The organism is Stakelama marina, assembly GCF_018122655.1.
Classification (GTDB): domain Bacteria; phylum Pseudomonadota; class Alphaproteobacteria; order Sphingomonadales; family Sphingomonadaceae; genus Sphingomonas; species Sphingomonas marina.
In genome coordinates this window covers 307,854-323,371 of record NZ_JAGRQC010000001.1, presented here as the reverse complement: position 1 = coordinate 323,371, position 15,518 = coordinate 307,854, and the positions used below count along the sequence as shown (strand labels likewise).

The 15,518-nt window shown below is 64.0% G+C and carries 15 protein-coding genes; 9 read left to right on the top strand and 6 right to left on the bottom strand.

Annotated features, from left to right (window positions below; all coding sequences use genetic code 11):
- Positions 1-9: 9 nt before the first annotated feature.
- The 8 genes from obgE to lptG all read left to right on the top strand — a co-directional run bounded on the left by obgE (position 10) and on the right by lptG (position 9,255).
- Positions 10-1,062 (top strand): GTPase ObgE, encoded by a 1,053-nt coding sequence (gene obgE, locus J7S20_RS01485; RefSeq protein ID WP_284052464.1) that lies wholly within the window; start codon positions 10-12, stop codon positions 1,060-1,062.
- Positions 1,063-1,099: 37 nt separating this feature from the next.
- Positions 1,100-2,227: a glutamate 5-kinase gene (gene proB, locus J7S20_RS01480; RefSeq protein ID WP_284052463.1), complete on the top strand. Its 1,128-nt coding sequence runs from the start codon at positions 1,100-1,102 to the stop codon at positions 2,225-2,227.
- 121 nt (positions 2,228-2,348) lie between these two features.
- Positions 2,349-3,260 (top strand): NAD-dependent epimerase/dehydratase family protein, encoded by a 912-nt coding sequence (locus tag J7S20_RS01475; protein ID WP_284052462.1) that lies wholly within the window; start codon positions 2,349-2,351, stop codon positions 3,258-3,260.
- A gap of 83 nt (positions 3,261-3,343) precedes the next feature.
- Positions 3,344-3,586 (top strand): acyl carrier protein, encoded by a 243-nt coding sequence (locus J7S20_RS01470; protein WP_284052461.1) that lies wholly within the window; start codon positions 3,344-3,346, stop codon positions 3,584-3,586.
- Positions 3,587-3,591: 5 nt separating this feature from the next.
- The gene (spt, locus tag J7S20_RS01465) at positions 3,592-4,848 is read left to right on the top strand and encodes a serine palmitoyltransferase (RefSeq protein WP_284052460.1); all 1,257 of its coding nucleotides are present in this window, start codon (positions 3,592-3,594) and stop codon (positions 4,846-4,848) included.
- A 51-nt stretch (positions 4,849-4,899) separates the two neighbouring features.
- Entirely contained in the window at positions 4,900-6,879 is a 1,980-nt protein-coding gene (locus tag J7S20_RS01460) for an ATP-binding protein (protein ID WP_284052459.1), read from the top strand.
- A 91-nt stretch (positions 6,880-6,970) separates the two neighbouring features.
- Complete coding sequence (lptF, locus tag J7S20_RS01455; protein ID WP_284052458.1) at positions 6,971-8,161, top strand: LPS export ABC transporter permease LptF; 1,191 nt, start codon at positions 6,971-6,973, stop codon at positions 8,159-8,161.
- Complete coding sequence (gene lptG, locus J7S20_RS01450; protein WP_284052457.1) at positions 8,158-9,255, top strand: LPS export ABC transporter permease LptG; 1,098 nt, start codon at positions 8,158-8,160, stop codon at positions 9,253-9,255. The genes lptF and lptG overlap by 4 nt, the downstream gene beginning before the upstream one ends.
- Positions 9,256-9,270: 15 nt before the next feature.
- Here the strand turns inward: lptG and J7S20_RS01445 are convergent, their stop codons facing one another.
- Positions 9,271-10,374, bottom strand: coding sequence for a fatty acid desaturase family protein (locus tag J7S20_RS01445; protein WP_430980910.1), 1,104 nt, complete (start codon positions 10,372-10,374; stop codon positions 9,271-9,273).
- 272 nt (positions 10,375-10,646) lie between these two features.
- On the opposite strand from J7S20_RS01445, the gene J7S20_RS01440 reads away from it, so the two are divergent.
- Positions 10,647-11,675, top strand: a complete 1,029-nt coding sequence (locus J7S20_RS01440; RefSeq protein WP_430980889.1) for an N-acetyltransferase — start codon at positions 10,647-10,649, stop codon at positions 11,673-11,675.
- A gap of 18 nt (positions 11,676-11,693) precedes the next feature.
- On the opposite strand, the gene J7S20_RS01435 is transcribed toward J7S20_RS01440, so the two are convergent.
- The 5 genes from J7S20_RS01435 to J7S20_RS01415 all read right to left on the bottom strand — a co-directional run bounded on the left by J7S20_RS01435 (position 11,694) and on the right by J7S20_RS01415 (position 15,373).
- The gene (locus tag J7S20_RS01435; protein WP_284052454.1) at positions 11,694-12,500 is read right to left on the bottom strand and encodes a transporter; all 807 of its coding nucleotides are present in this window, start codon (positions 12,498-12,500) and stop codon (positions 11,694-11,696) included.
- A gap of 134 nt (positions 12,501-12,634) precedes the next feature.
- Positions 12,635-12,880, bottom strand: a complete 246-nt coding sequence (locus J7S20_RS01430) for a hypothetical protein (protein WP_284052453.1) — start codon at positions 12,878-12,880, stop codon at positions 12,635-12,637.
- Between the two features lie 164 nt (positions 12,881-13,044).
- Positions 13,045-13,815: an exodeoxyribonuclease III gene (gene xth, locus J7S20_RS01425; RefSeq protein WP_284052452.1), complete on the bottom strand. Its 771-nt coding sequence runs from the start codon at positions 13,813-13,815 to the stop codon at positions 13,045-13,047.
- Between the two features lie 7 nt (positions 13,816-13,822).
- Positions 13,823-14,164 (bottom strand): iron-sulfur cluster insertion protein ErpA, encoded by a 342-nt coding sequence (gene erpA / locus J7S20_RS01420; protein WP_284052451.1) that lies wholly within the window; start codon positions 14,162-14,164, stop codon positions 13,823-13,825.
- A 60-nt stretch (positions 14,165-14,224) separates the two neighbouring features.
- Positions 14,225-15,373: a M23 family metallopeptidase gene (locus J7S20_RS01415; RefSeq protein WP_284052450.1), complete on the bottom strand. Its 1,149-nt coding sequence runs from the start codon at positions 15,371-15,373 to the stop codon at positions 14,225-14,227.
- Positions 15,374-15,518 lie beyond the last annotated feature (145 nt).

The following is a 15,518-nucleotide window of genomic DNA, read 5'->3' as shown; positions in this document are numbered from 1 at the left end:
TAGCCCTGCATGCACTTCCTCGATCAGGCCAAAATCTACGTCCGTTCCGGACATGGCGGACCCGGCGCGGTCAGCTTCCGGCGCGAGAAATATATCGAATATGGCGGCCCCGACGGCGGTGACGGCGGCAAGGGCGCCGATATCGTGTTCGAGGCGGTGGCCGGTCTGAACACGCTCATCGACTTTCGCTACACGCAGCATTTCCGCGCCCCGCGCGGCAAGGGCGGCGCCGGCCAGAACAAGACCGGCGCGGGCGGCAAGGACCTTGTCATCCAGGTTCCCGTCGGCACGCAGGTGCTGAGCGAGGACAAGGAACATGTCCTCATGGACTTCACCCGCGTGGGCGAACGCAAGGTGTTCCTGCGCGGCGGCGATGGCGGGCGCGGCAACCTGTCGTACAAAAGCTCGACCAACCGCGCTCCGCGCCAGCACGGTACCGGCTGGCCGGGCGAAGAAGCCTGGGTGTGGCTGCGGCTCAAGCTGCTTGCCGATGCCGGGCTGGTCGGGCTGCCCAATGCGGGCAAATCGACCTTCATCAACGCGGTGACCAATGCCAAGGCAAAGGTCGGCGATTATGCCTTCACCACCACGCGGCCGCAGCTCGGCGTCGTCAAGCACAAGGGTCGCGAATTCGTCATCGCCGACATTCCCGGGCTGATCGAGGGCGCGGCCGACGGCGCCGGGATCGGCGACCGCTTCCTCGGCCATATCGAACGCTGCAAGGTGCTGCTCCACCTCGTCGATGCGCATGGCGACGATCCGGGCGCGGCCTATCGCACCGTGCGCGAGGAGCTGGAGGCGTATGGCGCCGGGCTGACCGACAAGCCCGAAGTCATCGTACTCAACAAGGCCGATCTGCTCGACGACGAACTGACCGAAGCGCTAACCGCCGAACTGGCAGAGGCCAGCGGCGCGGACGTGCTGCCGATGTCGGGCGTGTCGGGCCAGGGTGTCGAAGCCGTGCTCGACCGTCTGCTCGCCGCGATCCCGATGGAACAAGCCGCCTCTCCGGGCACTGATGCTGCGGACGGCGAAGACCCTATCGAATGGTCGCCCATTTGAGCTATTCTATCTGTAAACCAACGCCAGGAGGCCCGACTTGAACCAGGCGGACCGCTTTTCGCCCGAACGCTGCCCCCGACTGATCGTGAAGGTCGGCTCGGCACTGCTCGTCAGCCCCGATGGCGAGGTCCATCGCGCGTGGCTCGAAACGCTTGCGCATGACGTCGCCGAACGGATTCGCGCCGGACAGGAAGTCGCCATCGTCAGCTCGGGCGCGATCGCGCTCGGCGCGCGCCGGCTCGGTCTGCCCGGGGGCGGACGCAACAGCCTGGAAGATGCGCAGGCCTCTGCCGCCACGGGCCAGATCGCGCTCGCGCATGTCTGGGCCGAACTGCTCAATGCCGAAGACCTGACCGCCGCACAGGTGCTGGTGACGCTGGGCGATCTCGAGGATCGCCGCCGCTATCTCAACGCCTCCGCCACGCTCAGCCGGTTGCTGACGCTTGGCGTCGTGCCGATCGTCAACGAAAACGACACCGTCGCGACCGAACGCATTCGCTTTGGCGACAATGACCGGCTTGCCGCGCGCGTCGCGCAGGCTTGCGAGGCTGACGGTGTGGTCCTGCTGTCCGACATCGACGGGCTGTACGATTCCAACCCTTCGACCAACCCCGATGCCAAGCTGATCCCCGTTGTCGAGGAAATCGACGCGGAGATCGAGGCGATGGCCGATACCGGGTCCAACTCGGGCATGGGCTCTGGCGGCATGGTATCGAAGATCGAGGCCGCGCGCATCGCGACCACGGTCGGCGCCGACCTCGCCATCATCTCGGGTCATCACGATCATGCGCTGGCGCAGTTCGCCGAATCGGGGCACGGCACCGTGTTCGTCGGATCGGGCACCGCGGGCGCGCGCAAGGCGTGGCTCGCCGGCGGCCTGACCGAGGCGGGCACGATCATCATCGATCAGGGCGCGGTCGACGCGCTTCAGAACGGCAACAGCCTGCTGCCCGCCGGCGCGATCCGCATCGAGGGTGAATTTACCCGCGGCGACCTCGTCCAGATCGTCGATTCGAAGCACAACCGCATCGCCCGCGGGCTCGCCGAATATGACTATCAGGATGCGCAGCGCATCATCGGTCGCCGCAGCGAGGATATTCCGCGCATCCTCGGCTATGCGCCGCGATCCGCGCTTGTCCATCGCAACCATATGGCGGTGCTTTGAACGGATTGCGTCCCGATCCCGCGCTCAGGCTGAGCCTGTCGCAGCATCTTTCGCGTGGTTCGCGCGCTACGACGGTCGTTCTACCCACCCCGCCGCTGGCTGATCGCGAGCACGAGCGACCATGGCGTTGATCGCGGTTACCGGTGCGACAGGATTTGTCGGTAGCCATCTGCTCGAACTCGCGCGTGACGCCGGACACCGCGTCCGCGCACTCACCCGCCGCCCGCAAGAGGCGATCGACGGTGTCGATTGGGTGCCGGGTTCGCTTGACGATCGCGACGCACTCGTTCGGCTGGCCGAAGGGGCCGATGCCGTCATCCACGTCGCCGGCGTGGTCAACGCGCCCGACAAGACGGGCTTCGAACACGGCAACATAGAGGGTACGCGCAACATGCTCGCCGCGACCGAGCAGGCGGGCGTGGGACGATATGTCCACGTCTCCTCGCTCGCGGCGCGCGAACCGCAATTGTCGCGCTATGGCTGGTCGAAGGCAGAGGCCGACAAGCTCGTCGAGGCGTCGGGTCGCGATTGGGCGATTGTGCGTCCACCCGCAATCTATGGCCCCGGCGACATGGAAATGCTCGAACTGTTTCGCCTCGCGAGCCGCGGTATCGCGCTGCTTCCGCCCGGCGGCCGGCTGTCGGTCATAGAAGTGCGAGATCTCGGTCGGCTGCTGCTCGAACTCGCGGTTCGGCCGGAGGCTGCGAACCAGCGCATCTTCGAACCCGATGACGGTGAAGCCGGCGGCTGGTCGCACAAGCAGTTCGCGCGCGCGATCGGCAATGCGGTCGATCGCAGGGTAGCCGCCATCGCCCTGCCCCGCCCGCTGATGCTGGCGGGCGCGCATCTCGACCGGCTGGTTCGGGGCAAGCGCGCCAAGCTGACTCCCGACCGCGTCGCCTATTTCTGCCACGAAGACTGGGTTTCCGATCCCGGCAACCACCCGCCAGAGGCGCTGTGGCGCCCCGAAATCCAGACCTCCGCCGGCCTTGCCGCCACCGCGGCGTGGTATCGCGCGCAAGGGCTGCTATAGAAGCGCCGAAAAGCCGCCGCATTTGCCTGTCACGGGCAAACGGGCAAATACGAGACACATATCAATACCCGCAAAGGACGTTCATGAGCGACCGCCAACAGACTTTCGCCAAAGTCGCCGAGCTGATCGAGCCCTTCAACAAGAAGGGTGTCGAGCTGACCGACAGCACCACCTTCCAGCACGATCTGGAATGGGACAGCCTGACCGTGATGGATTTCGTCGCCGCGATCGAGGACGAATTCGACATCATCATCACGATGAACATGCAGGCCGAGATCGAAAATGTCGGCCAGCTCGTCGATGCCGTAGAGAAGCTGAAGGGCTGATCCGAATGACCGAAGCCGGCCAGACCGCCGACGCCCACGCCGGACAGCCCGGCAGCGCCGACAGCGACCTGATGAGCAAGTTCGATCCGCTGATCGCGGAGCGGCAGGCGCTGCTCGATTCGGGCGTCACTGATCCCTTCTCGATCGTCATGGAGCAGGTGAAATCGCCGACCGAGGCGGTGATTTCGGGCAAGGACACGATCCTGCTCGGCACCTACAATTATATGGGCATGACCTTCGATCCGGACGTCGTGCAGGCGGGCAAGGACGCGCTCGACCAGTTCGGTTCGGGCACCAATGGCAGCCGTATGCTCAACGGCACGTTCCGCGATCACATGGGCGTCGAACAGGCGCTGCGCGATTTCTACGGCATGTCGGGCGCGATCGTCTTTTCGACCGGCTATATGGCCAATCTCGGCATGATCTCGACGCTCGCCGGCAAGGGCGAATATGTCATCCTCGACGCCGACAGCCATGCCTCGATCTATGATGGCTGCAAGCAGGGCTATGCCGACATTGTCCGCTTCCGCCACAATTCGGTCGAGGATCTCGACAAGCGGCTCGGCCGCCTGCCCAAGGAACCGGGCAAGCTCGTCGTGCTCGAAGGCGTCTATTCGATGCTCGGCGACATCGCTCCGCTGAAGGAAATGGTCGAAGTTTCCAAGAAGCACGGCGCGATGGTACTGGTCGACGAAGCGCATTCGATGGGCTTTTTCGGTCCCAATGGCCGCGGCGTGTACGAGGATCAGGGCCTCGACGACCAAGTCGATTTCGTCGTCGGCACCTTTTCGAAATCAGTCGGCACGGTCGGCGGATTCTGCGTGTCGAACCACCCCAAGTTCGAGGCGATCCGCCTCGCCTGCCGCCCCTATATCTTCACCGCCAGCCTGCCGCCCAGCGTGGTGGCAACCGCGGAAACGTCTATCCGCAAGCTGATGCACGCGCACGAAAAGCGCGCGCGGCTCTGGGACAATGCGCGCAAGCTGCACGGCGGGTTGAAGGAAATGGGGTTCCGCCTCGGCACCGAAACCCCCGACAGCGCGATCGTCGCGGTGATCCTCGACGATCAGGAACAGGCGGTCGCGATGTGGCAGGCGCTGCTCGAAAGCGGCCTGTACGTAAACATGGCTCGTCCGCCGGCAACGCCTGCGGGCACGTACCTATTGCGCTGTTCGCTATGCGCGGAGCATAGTCCAGAACAGGTCGACAAGGTGCTGGCAATGTTCAAGGCGGCCGGAACCGCGACCGGGGCGATACGCTGAACTTGTTTTGCTGTTTGGGGGGCAGCGCGGACATCAGGTGCGGGGAAGGGAATGCGCGCTAGCGAAAGCAACAGCGCCGAGGACGTGAAGACGCCGCGATCGGCCTGGCGGACGACGCTGATGGTCGTCATCGGGTTGATGGGCGCGGCAGTGATCGCCGGTATCATCTTCACCATGCGCGACGCCGACCGCGAACGCGACCGCGCCCTCGCCCTTCAATCGCACAGCTACGAGGTGATGATCCTCGCCCGTACGCTTTCGGAAACGATGGCGAGCGCGGAGGCGTCGCTCGGCCGCTATGTCATCAGCGGAGAGCGCGAGATCGGGCAGGTCTATTCGGACCAGTGGTTGCGCGCGGGCACGATCATCGGCCAGCTTCGCCGCTCCTCCTACGGAAACCCGACCCAGCTTCGCCAGATCGACGCGCTGGAAACCAGCTATCGGCGGCGCGGCAAGGAACTCGACCGCATCGCCTGGTACACCCAGCACGACCAGAACCAGAAGGCATATGCCTTTTACAACGCCGACCGCGACACTCCGGCGCTGCGGCACCTGACGCGCAATCTCGACGGCGTCATCGCCACCGAACGCAACCTCTTGCGCCTGCGCACGGCGGCCGCGCAAACCACGCTGGCGCAATCGGCGACGATCACGAAAGCGCTGGTCGCGCTCGGCATCCTCCTGATCCTGGCCGCGATCGCGCTGGCCTGGCTGACGGTGCGCGTGCTCGGTGAACGCGCCATGGCCGATGCAGAGGCGGCGAGCGAGCGTGAGCGTTCCGAAGCGCTCGAAGCCGCAGTCGAGAGCGCGACCGAGCGATTGCGCGAAGAAGCAAAGGAACGCGAGGCTGCCGAAGCCAAGCTGCGCCAGATCCAGAAGATGGAGGCGGTCGGCCAGCTGACCGGCGGTATCGCGCATGACTTCAACAACATGCTGGCGGTCGTGATCGGCGGTCTCGAACTCGCCAGACGCCATGTCGAAAGCGGTGCGGCGGGCGCCGTGCAGCATATCGACAATGCGATGGAGGGCGCCAAGCGCGCCGCTGCGCTGACCCGGCGACTGCTCGGCTTCGCCCGCTCCGAGCCGCTGCTACCCGAAGCGATCGAGGGCGCATCGCTGATCGGCGAGATGCAGGAGCTGTTCGAACGCACGATCGGCGAGGCGATCTCGGTCGAGGTTCATGACGCCGGTCTGGGCTGGAAGGTCTGGGCGGATCGCCATCAGCTCGAAAACGCGATCCTGAACCTCGCGGTCAATGCGCGTGACGCGATGCAGGGTCGCGGAACGCTGACCATCGAAACCGGTGGCCGCACGCTCAAGGAAGGCGAACTGGCCGAGTGCGAGGCGGGCGACTATCTGGCGATCAGCGTCTGCGACACCGGCTGCGGCATGCCGCCAGAGGTCGTCGAACGTGCATTCGAGCCGTTTTTCACGACCAAGCCGGTCGGCAAGGGCACCGGCCTCGGCCTCAGCCAGATTTTCGGGTTCGTTCGCCAATCGCGCGGGCAGGTGACCATCGATTCGGTCGAAGGTGTCGGCACCACCGTAACGCTGCTGCTTCCCCGCCATGTCGAAGTGGCCGAGGCCGCATTTGCAGAGGCCGTGCCTATTGCCGCAGCGCCGGCGGCACCGTCGGACGCGCTCGACATCCTCGTGGTCGAAGACGACGAACGTGTGCTTGCGGCCACCGTCGCCGTGCTCGAGGAACTGGGCCACAATGTGATCGCCTGCCCCGCCCCGCTCGAAGCCCCGGCAAGGATAAAGGCGGCGGCGCATGTCGACTGCATCGTTACCGACGTGATGATGCCCGATCAGACCGGTCCGGAGTTGATCGACCAGTTGGGGGCCATGCTGGACGGCGTCGGCGTGATATTCGTTACCGGCTATGCCGGCGACACCGCCGACAGCGCGCAATTCGGCGGCCATATCGTGCTCAGAAAGCCCTATACGATCAACGGCATGGCGGACGCGCTGCGCCAGGCGATGGCGGCTGTCCATAAGCAGCCCGAGGCGCGGCGCGCATCGGCGTGAAGGGGCTGACGCGGCAATATGCTGCCGCTATAGCCAATCTGCACCCGCAACCGACGCGTCCCTTCCCGCGAAAGGCCAGATTTTTCCGACGATGAAAGCGATCGATCGCTACATGGCCCGGCTCATCGCGGTGCCGCTCATATCGACGCTCCTGATCGCGGCGATGCTGCTGGTGCTCGACCGGATGCTGCGGCTGTTCGATTTCGTCGCGACCGAAGGCGGGCCGATCAGCGTGGTATGGCGGATGCTCGCCAACCTGCTGCCCGAATATCTTGGCCTCGGCATACCCATCGGGTTGCTGCTCGGAACGCTGCTCGCCTTTCGCCGGCTGGCCACCTCGTCCGAGCTCGACGTGATGCGCGCGGTCGGCATGGGCTATTCGCGGCTGCTGAAGGTGCCGTACATGTACGCGATCGCGCTCGCGCTGCTCAATCTCGGCATCGTCGGCTTCGTCCAGCCCTGGGCGCGCTACAATTACGAAGGATTGCGGTTCGAACTGCGCTCGGGCGCGCTGGGCGCGTCGATCAAGGTGGGCGAATTCACCAATTTCGGTGACAAGATGACGCTCCGGATCGAACAGAGCCACAATGGCGGCGCCGATCTCGAGGGGATTTTCCTCAACCGCAAGATGGACGATGGCGGCTGGCTGGCAGTTACCGCGCAGAGCGGCAAGTTTCTCGCCACCGACGACCCCGACACGATCATCTTTCGCCTGACCAACGGCACGCTGGTCCACGAAGCGCCGGGATTCGTCGTGCCGCGGGTTCTGACCTTTACCGCGCACGACCTGCCGATCGATCTGCCCAAGCTCAAGAATTTCCGAAAACGCGGCGACAATAATCTCGAACTGACGCTGCCCGAATTGCTGAGGGTCGGGCACAGTCCCGCGGTATCGGAAGAACAGCGCGATACCAGCCGCGCCAATTTCCATTTCCGCGTCGTAGAGGCGGCGACGATATTCCTGCTGCCGCTGCTCGCGCTTGCGCTTGGCGTACCGCCCAAGCGATCGACATCGGCGCTCGGCGTCTTCCTCGCGCTCGTCATGCTCATCACCTATCACAAGGTGAACGAATATGGCGCGTCGATCGGCGGCCTTGGCCGGATCGACCCGGTCATCGCGCTATGGGGCCCGTTCCTGATCTTCGCCGCGCTCGTCATTCGCATGTATTATGTCGCCGCCTTCGTGCCCGGCGGGCAGCCGATCGGCTCGCTCGAACGCGGGGCGACCAAGATCGGCAAGGCAATTTCCAAACGTCTTCCAGGCAGAAAGCGCACGGCATGAGCCAGGCCGACTTCTTCCCCTCGCGCACGATCTCGATCTATATGGCGCGGCTGTTTCTCGTTCGGACCTTCGCCATTCTGGCGGGGCTGGTACTGATCCTCCAGACGCTCGACCTGCTCAGCGAATCGGGTCGGATATTGGCGCATCCGGGCAACGGACAGGCGGAAATCTGGCACTATGTCAGCCTGCGCACCCCGCAGATCATCGCCCAGTTCCTGCCCTTCGCCGCACTGTTGGGCACGATCATCACGCTATCGACGCTCAATCAGAACAGCGAGATCGTCGCCCTGAAATCGGCGGGTCTTTCCGCGCATCAGGTGCTCGCGCCGCTGCTGATCGCCAGCCTAGGCGTCGCGGCGATTTCGTTCACCTTCAACCAGCGCGTCGTGGCGCGGGCGACAGCGACGCTAAACCAGTGGAAGGATGTCGATTACGGGCCGCTGCCGATCGACCATGGCAACCGATCGAACATCTGGGTCCGCGACGGCGGGAATCTGATCCATGTCAACCAGATCGGCCAGGTGAACGGACAGGAACGCCTGGCTGGCGTCACCATCTACGAACGCGACGGTGGAACGCTGCGCGACATCGTGACCGCGCCGATCGGCCAGCGCGACGGCGACGCATGGCGGATCGAAAACGCCATCCGCTTCGACGTTGCCAGCGGGGAGAAAACGAAAATCCCCGCCGCGCGGTTCGGCAAGGGGATCACGCCCGGCCAGTTCACGCTATCGAATGTCGATGCCGACGGTCTGTCGTTCGGCGAACTGCGCTCGGCGATTACCGACCTGAAGGAGGCCGGACGGCCAACCAAGGCGCTGGAAGGGTCGTTGTGGCACAAGCTGTCGGAACCGCTGTCGGCGGTACTGATGCCGCTGCTCGGCGCGGTGTCGGCATTCGGCATCGCGCGGTCGGGCAAGCTGTTCCTGCGCGCGGTAATCGGGATGGCGCTGGGTTTCGCCTATTTCGTCGCCGACAATTTCGCGATCGCGATGGGCAATCTCGGTGCTTATCCGCCGTTCCTCGCGGCGTGGGCGCCGTTCCTGCTGTTCCTGCTGATCGGCGAGGCCGTGCTCTTCCGAACCGAGGAATAGCCGCCGACGCCGCTCTTAGCGGCGACGGGCGCTGATCGTGCTGCGCGCGATCCGCCCCACGAGCACCGGCATCCCCGTATGGCTCGCCTTGTGGAACGGCGAATCGAGCTCCAGCGCACCGGTAATGCGGCGATGTGCCTCGCCCAGCGAGTGATAGGGAAGGCTAGGCAGCAGGTGGTGCAGCGCGTGATAGCGCAGTCCGACCGGCGCCCACAGCATCGGCAGCATCGCCGGCGGCGGGACATTGACCGAATCGAGATACTGCGCGGTCACGCTCATCGGCTCGCCCTCATTTTCCCACAGATGCGCGACCAGCGTGCGAAGCTGGTTGATCACCGCCACGCCCGACGACACGGCCAGCAACACGATGAATGCGTGCAGCGGAATGATGCCGGTGCCGACCATCACGAGCAGCGCGATAGCCCATAGGCTGGCCGCTGCTTCGATCCGGTGCCACTGGGCGCGGAAGTCGCCTTCGGGCAGACGGCGGCGGAAGGAGGGGTTGATCGACAGCGACGAATAGCGCTCGACGACTGCCTTGCGCAGCGACGGCATCACCACCGACAGCGGCGACAGGACCGCGTAGCGGATCAGCAGGCCGACGGGCGCCAGCGCCGCCACCAGGATGAAGGTCGGCAGCGTCCACGGCTTCATCAGCGCGAGCGGCAGATATTCGGGATCTTCGACCGTGCCATAGCGTGTCTTGGCATGATGCAGCGTATGAACGCCTTCATACATGAAGGACGGGGTCAGCATCGGAATGCCGACCAGCAGGTTCCAGCCCAGCCGGAACCCCGGCATGGCGGCATGCTTGATATGCGTCAGCTCGTGGATGAAGCTGATCGCACGGTACAGCGCCAGTACGGCGACCACGCCCGCGACGATGGCGAGCCAGGTCGTATGCGACGTCGCCGCCACGTAAAGCGCGGGATAGCCGATCGCTACCGACGCGATCAGGTCCGACCAATATATCGCCGGCCGCGCCTTGTTGATGTCGCGGGTCAGTTCGGCCGCGGCGCGCAGCATGGCCTTGTCCTCCGCCGCGCGGTGCGTAGCGGCGGGACGGGCGCTGCTGCTGTCCGCGGCGGCGCCGCGATCGAGACGAAGAGAGCTTTCCATAAGCTGTGCCATTGACCCCAGATAGTGGCGATTGCGAGGCAATTTGAGGTTGCGATTGCGCTGGCGTCCTAGCTTGGCGCAAACATGGTTGACAGCGCCGCACCCAGACGAGAGTGCGTTATCAAACGAAAAGGCGCTTTTCCTTGACCCAGAATATATCGATCCGCCCCGTCGCAAACAACGCCGACCGCAAGGCTTTTATCGATCTCCCTTATCGACTTTATCGAAATGACCCCAACTGGGTTCCTCCGCTGAAAAGCGAAGTCGCGGGGATGATCGACCCGAAAAAGAATGGCTGGTTCAGCCATGCCGAAGGGCAGCTTTTCCTCGCCGAACGCGGTGGCGCGGTCGTCGGACGCATCTCCGCGCATCTCGATACGCTCGCCCTGACGATGCCGCGCGCACAGGGCTTCGGGCCCGGCGCGGGGTTCTGGGGCATGTTCGAGGCGGAGGATTCCGATACCGCCCGACTGCTGATCGAACGCGCCGAACAATGGCTGCGTGAAAAGGGGATGGACCGTGCGATCGGCCCGGTTTCGCTGTCGGTCTGGGAAGAACCGGGCCTGCTGACCAAGGGGCATGACCATCCGCCGACGGTGATGATGGGCCATCACCGCCCCGAATATCAGGGCTGGATCGAGGCCGCTGGCTATCAACCGGTCAAGCAGCTCATGACCTATGAGCTCGACATCACGCAGGATTTCCCGCCGATCGTCCAGCGCATCATCAAGTCGGGCGAGCGCAACGACCGCATCGTCATCCGCAAGGTCGACAAGTCGAAATTCGATCAGGAAGCGGCGATCATCCTCGCCATCCTCAACGACGCATGGTCGGACAATTGGGGGTTCGTCCCCCTCACCCAGCCCGAAATCGACGATGTCGGCAAGAAGCTGAAACCGATCGTGTTCGAGGATCTCATCATGATCGCCGAACTCGACGGCGAACCCGTCGCGTTCATGATTACCCTTCCCGACCTCAACGAAGCGATCAAGCCGCTCGGCGGATCGCTCCTGCCGTTCGGCTGGGCGAAGCTGCTCTGGTGGCTGCGCAAACCCAAGGCAAAGACGATGCGCGTGCCGCTGATGGGCGTGGTGAAGCGCCTGCAATCATCGCGCATGGCGAGCCAGCTCGCCTTCATGATGATCGAATATATTCGCCGCGCGGCGGTTCGGCATTACGGTGCCTCGCGCGGCGAAATCGGCTGGATTCTCGACGACAATCAGGGAATGGTCGCGATCGCCGAAACGATCGAGAGCCGCGTCAACAAGGTCTATCAGGTCTATGAGAAGACGCTGGGCTGACGCGGCTCCCGCCGATCGTTAAAGCGCGGTAGCGAAACCGGTCAGGATGCGGAAATCGGGGCTTTCGGCGTTGAGGCCGATCTCGCCGCCGATATCGAACTGCAGACCGTGGCGCGGTTCCCAGGCAAGCGACGCCGCCGCGAGCCAGTCGGTGGCGTGACCATGCGGGTCACGGTCGCGTTCGACCTTCATTTCCAGCGCGCTGTCGATGCCGTGGCCGAGTTCGGTAATAAGCCCGACGACGCCGCCATAGGCAAGGTGCCGGCCGTCACGATCCTCGTCGACGGCCGCGCGGACCTGCGGCATCGCGGCGATCTCGACGCCCTCGCCGATCGAATAGCTGATTGGAAGCGCCAGCCCGGCACCCCAGTCGCCGGCGCCGATATGGTGATCGCCGGTAGGCAGCGTGGCATACGGCAGAAGCGCCACCGCGAAACCGTGTCCGCTCGGATTGGCAAGGCTCTGCTTCACGCCGACATAGACGTCGCCGACACCTTCATATTCATGGACTTCGTGATGCGCTTCGTCGGCGATGCGGACATGGCCATAGGGCGTCCAGCCAACGCGCACCTCGGTCGTCTCGGTCACGCCCGCCCGCAGCACGAAGCTGCCGGCAAGGACCTTGTCCTCGCGTTCATGGTCGAAGGTGACGCGCTCCCAATCGACCGCCGATACTTCGAGCACCGCCGATCCCGGCGGCACGATGCACGCCGATATGGCGAGATCTGGCCGATCCGGGCAGAAACGGGCTTCTTCGGTTTCGCTCGCGACCGCAGGCGCGGCGAAGACAAGGGCGCAAAGCGCCGGGGCGAATAGTTTTTTCATGCCCACTTCTTAGGAAGCAGGGACGCCGTTCCGACTTGTTCTTGTGAAATTTTTGCTTTTCGGCGGATCGTCGAGCACGTCCGCGAATATGGCCGGGCGCTCCAGTGACGTTCCGGAGCGCCCGCCTATAGGCCTTAGCGGTCGAGCGGATCGATGCCCTGCTTCAGCCAGTCGCGATAGCTGTGGCAGGTCTTTTTCGCGATTCTCGACCCGGTAAAAGGCTCATGCTTGACGCAAATCGTCCGATCGAGACTGACGCTGCGATCGCTCGGCTGCATCGTCGTCGCCTGGTGTTCGGTCTGCGGCTTTTCTTCATGCGCCGTGGCGATAGTCGCCGTGCAAAGCGCGAGGCCGCCGGCGAAAACAATGAGTGTACGCATTTGGTAATCCTCCCAAGACTGTACCGGTCAACACGCCGGCAGCTGTCTTAGTGCATTACATGTGCCAAACACCTAAGTCGTTGTTATTCGGTATTTGTTAGAATTTTGGTGTGGCGAATACTGCCGATGTCCGGCAGCCATGACCAAGGTTCTGGAATTTACGCCTAGCGTAGCCGGACCCAGGTCGGTGCATGGTCACTCGCCTTTTCGCGTCCGCGATACGCCTTGTCGACGCCGGCGTCGCCGAAGCGGTCCGCCGCCATCGGACTCAGCAGCAGATGGTCGATGCGAAAGCCCGCGTCCCGCTGCCAGGCGCCGGCCTGATAATCCCAGAACGTCCATATTCCGCCGGCGGGAAACCGCGTGCGCAGGCTATCGGTCCAGCCCTGGGCGAGAAGCCTGCGATACGCCTGACGCGATTCGGGCTGCATCAGCGCATCGCTCGCCATGGCCTTCACCGAAAAGACGTCGTCGTCATTGGGGATGACATTATAGTCGCCAGCAAGAACGACTTCGCGTTCCTCCGCGAGCAGCGTTGCCGCGCGTTCGTTCAGCCGTTCGAACCAGTTGAGCTTGTAATCGAATTTCGGCCCCGGGACGGGGTTCCCGTTCGGCAAATAGATCGACGCGACGATCAGCCCGTCGACATCCGCCTCCAGATAGCGGCTGTGCGTGTCGTCGGGGTCGCCACCCAGTCCGCGCTGGCGCTCGACAGGATCGCTGCCCCTGGAGAGGATCGCGACGCCGTTGAACGCCTTTTGCCCATGCCAGAGCGCGCCGTAACCGGCATCGCGGATATCCTGTTCGGGAAATGTCTCGTCGGAGCTTTTGAGTTCCTGCAGGCAGACGATATCGGGCGATTCCTCGGCCAGATACTCCAGCAACCGCGGTAGCCGGGCCTTGATGCCGTTCACATTGTAGCTGACGATCTTCAAGGCGCGTTCAGACCGCGAAACTGGAACCGCAACCGCATCCGGCGGCGGCATTGGGATTTTCGACCCGGAAAGCCGTCCCGCCCAGCGATTCGACGAAATCGACCGAGCAGCCGCGAACCAGGTCCATGCTCACCGAATCGACGACAAGCCGAACCCCATCGGTTTCGGCGATATTGTCGTCGCCTTCCGGCTGTTCGGCGAGACCGAAGCGGTATTGAAAGCCCGAACAGCCGCCACCTTCGACCGAGAGCCGAAGGATCGCCGGCTTGCCCTGCTTCTCCGCGATCATCGCCACGCGTGCCGCGGCGGCCTCGGTCAGGTGAATGTCGGAACTCTGCGCTTGCGTCATGCTTGCGAGATAGGGTCGCAAGCGGAAATCGGCAAGCCGCCCGCCCTGCCCGGATTCCGCTTAGCTAGCGGGACCACCGACCGATGCGAGCTGCTGATTTGCCTGCGCACGGTCCTGGATCGCGACCAGGTCGGACGTGGTCTTCAGATAGGGCATCGGGTTGACCGCATGGCCGTCGATGCGAACCTCGTAATGCAGGTGGCTGCCCGTCGAACGGCCCGTCGACCCCATCAGCGCGATCAGGTCACCACGATGAACGCGCTGATTGTCCTTCACGAGGATCTTCGACAGATGGCCATAACGCGTTTCGATACCGCGGCCGTGATCGATCTCGACCATGTTGCCATATCCGCCCGCGCGCCCCGCACGATCGATGATGCCATCGGCGGTGGCATAGACCGGCGTGCCCTTGGGACCGGGAATATCGACACCGGCATGCATCGCGGACGTGCCGCGGAACGGATCGGTGCGCACGCCGAAGGTGCTCGAAAAGGTTACATGCTCGACCGGCTTAAGCGACGGGATCGAGATCACGCCCTTTTCAAGCGTGTCGAGCTTCTTCCAGGCATTGAACAGCGAACGGAACTGCGCGTCGGCGGTGTGCTGCGCCGCTTCCTCGGTCGCGCTCACCGGCTCATAGGGTCCGCCCATCGCAGCGGCAAAGCGCTCCGGCTTCAGCCCGAGCTGGCGCAAATGCGCGGCGGTCGCGTCGTAGCGCGCCTCGGCTGCCTTGCGCGCCTGAACCGCGAACGCGATCTGACGACCTTCGAGCTTGTCGAACGGAGCGACCGTCTTCGCCGCGATCGGCGTGCCCTTCTCGGTCTCGTCGGCAGAAGCCACCGCTGCGAGCTGCGACGGGTGCCCCTTGCCCGACAGCACGGCGGCGATCATCGCCTGGCGTTGCTCGACGCGCGCCGCGCGCGTCGCGGCGGCTTCGCGGATCGTTGCCATATCGGCCTGGATCGACGCGACCTTGGTCTGCATCCGTGCGAGCCGCGCCTCGGGCGACTGGTCGCCCATGACGCCGCTGGCAGCGATCGCCCCCGCGGTCGCCGACGTCACGCCATAGGCGGAAAAGCAGACCGTGACAGCCGCCACTGCGCCCATCAGGGCCTGTTTGCGTCCGCTAAGGCTGAAACGACGCAATTCGCGTCCATCGTGAAAGATGAAATCACGCGTCGTGAAGATTTTTTGGAACCGTGCGATCAAATTCGCGTTCGTATGACGTACAGCGTTGATGCCCATTATTCCCCGGCGATTTCTATTACAGAACGCCGCGAATTGCAGCGTTCGTGCGACCATCGAAACCGAAAGCAGCCCCTCCGCATCCGGTAATGGTTATTTTGTGGAGGGT

Excerpts from the sequence above, each read along its gene's own strand:
- obgE (WP_284052464.1), top strand. The coding sequence starts at position 10 with ATGCACTTCCTCGATCAGGCCAAAATCTACGTCCGTTCCGGACATGGC.
- J7S20_RS01475 (WP_284052462.1), top strand. The coding sequence starts at position 2,349 with ATGGCGTTGATCGCGGTTACCGGTGCGACAGGATTTGTCGGTAGCCAT.
- J7S20_RS01470 (WP_284052461.1), top strand. The coding sequence starts at position 3,344 with ATGAGCGACCGCCAACAGACTTTCGCCAAAGTCGCCGAGCTGATCGAG.
- spt (WP_284052460.1), top strand. The coding sequence starts at position 3,592 with ATGACCGAAGCCGGCCAGACCGCCGACGCCCACGCCGGACAGCCCGGC.
- J7S20_RS01460 (WP_284052459.1), top strand. The coding sequence starts at position 4,900 with ATGCGCGCTAGCGAAAGCAACAGCGCCGAGGACGTGAAGACGCCGCGA.
- lptF (WP_284052458.1), top strand. The coding sequence starts at position 6,971 with ATGAAAGCGATCGATCGCTACATGGCCCGGCTCATCGCGGTGCCGCTC.
- lptG (WP_284052457.1), top strand. The coding sequence starts at position 8,158 with ATGAGCCAGGCCGACTTCTTCCCCTCGCGCACGATCTCGATCTATATG.
- J7S20_RS01445 (WP_430980910.1), bottom strand. The coding sequence starts at position 10,374 with ATGGAAAGCTCTCTTCGTCTCGATCGCGGCGCCGCCGCGGACAGCAGC.
- J7S20_RS01440 (WP_430980889.1), top strand. The coding sequence starts at position 10,647 with ATGATCGACCCGAAAAAGAATGGCTGGTTCAGCCATGCCGAAGGGCAG.
- J7S20_RS01435 (WP_284052454.1), bottom strand. The coding sequence starts at position 12,500 with ATGAAAAAACTATTCGCCCCGGCGCTTTGCGCCCTTGTCTTCGCCGCG.
- J7S20_RS01430 (WP_284052453.1), bottom strand. The coding sequence starts at position 12,880 with ATGCGTACACTCATTGTTTTCGCCGGCGGCCTCGCGCTTTGCACGGCG.
- erpA (WP_284052451.1), bottom strand. The coding sequence starts at position 14,164 with ATGACGCAAGCGCAGAGTTCCGACATTCACCTGACCGAGGCCGCCGCG.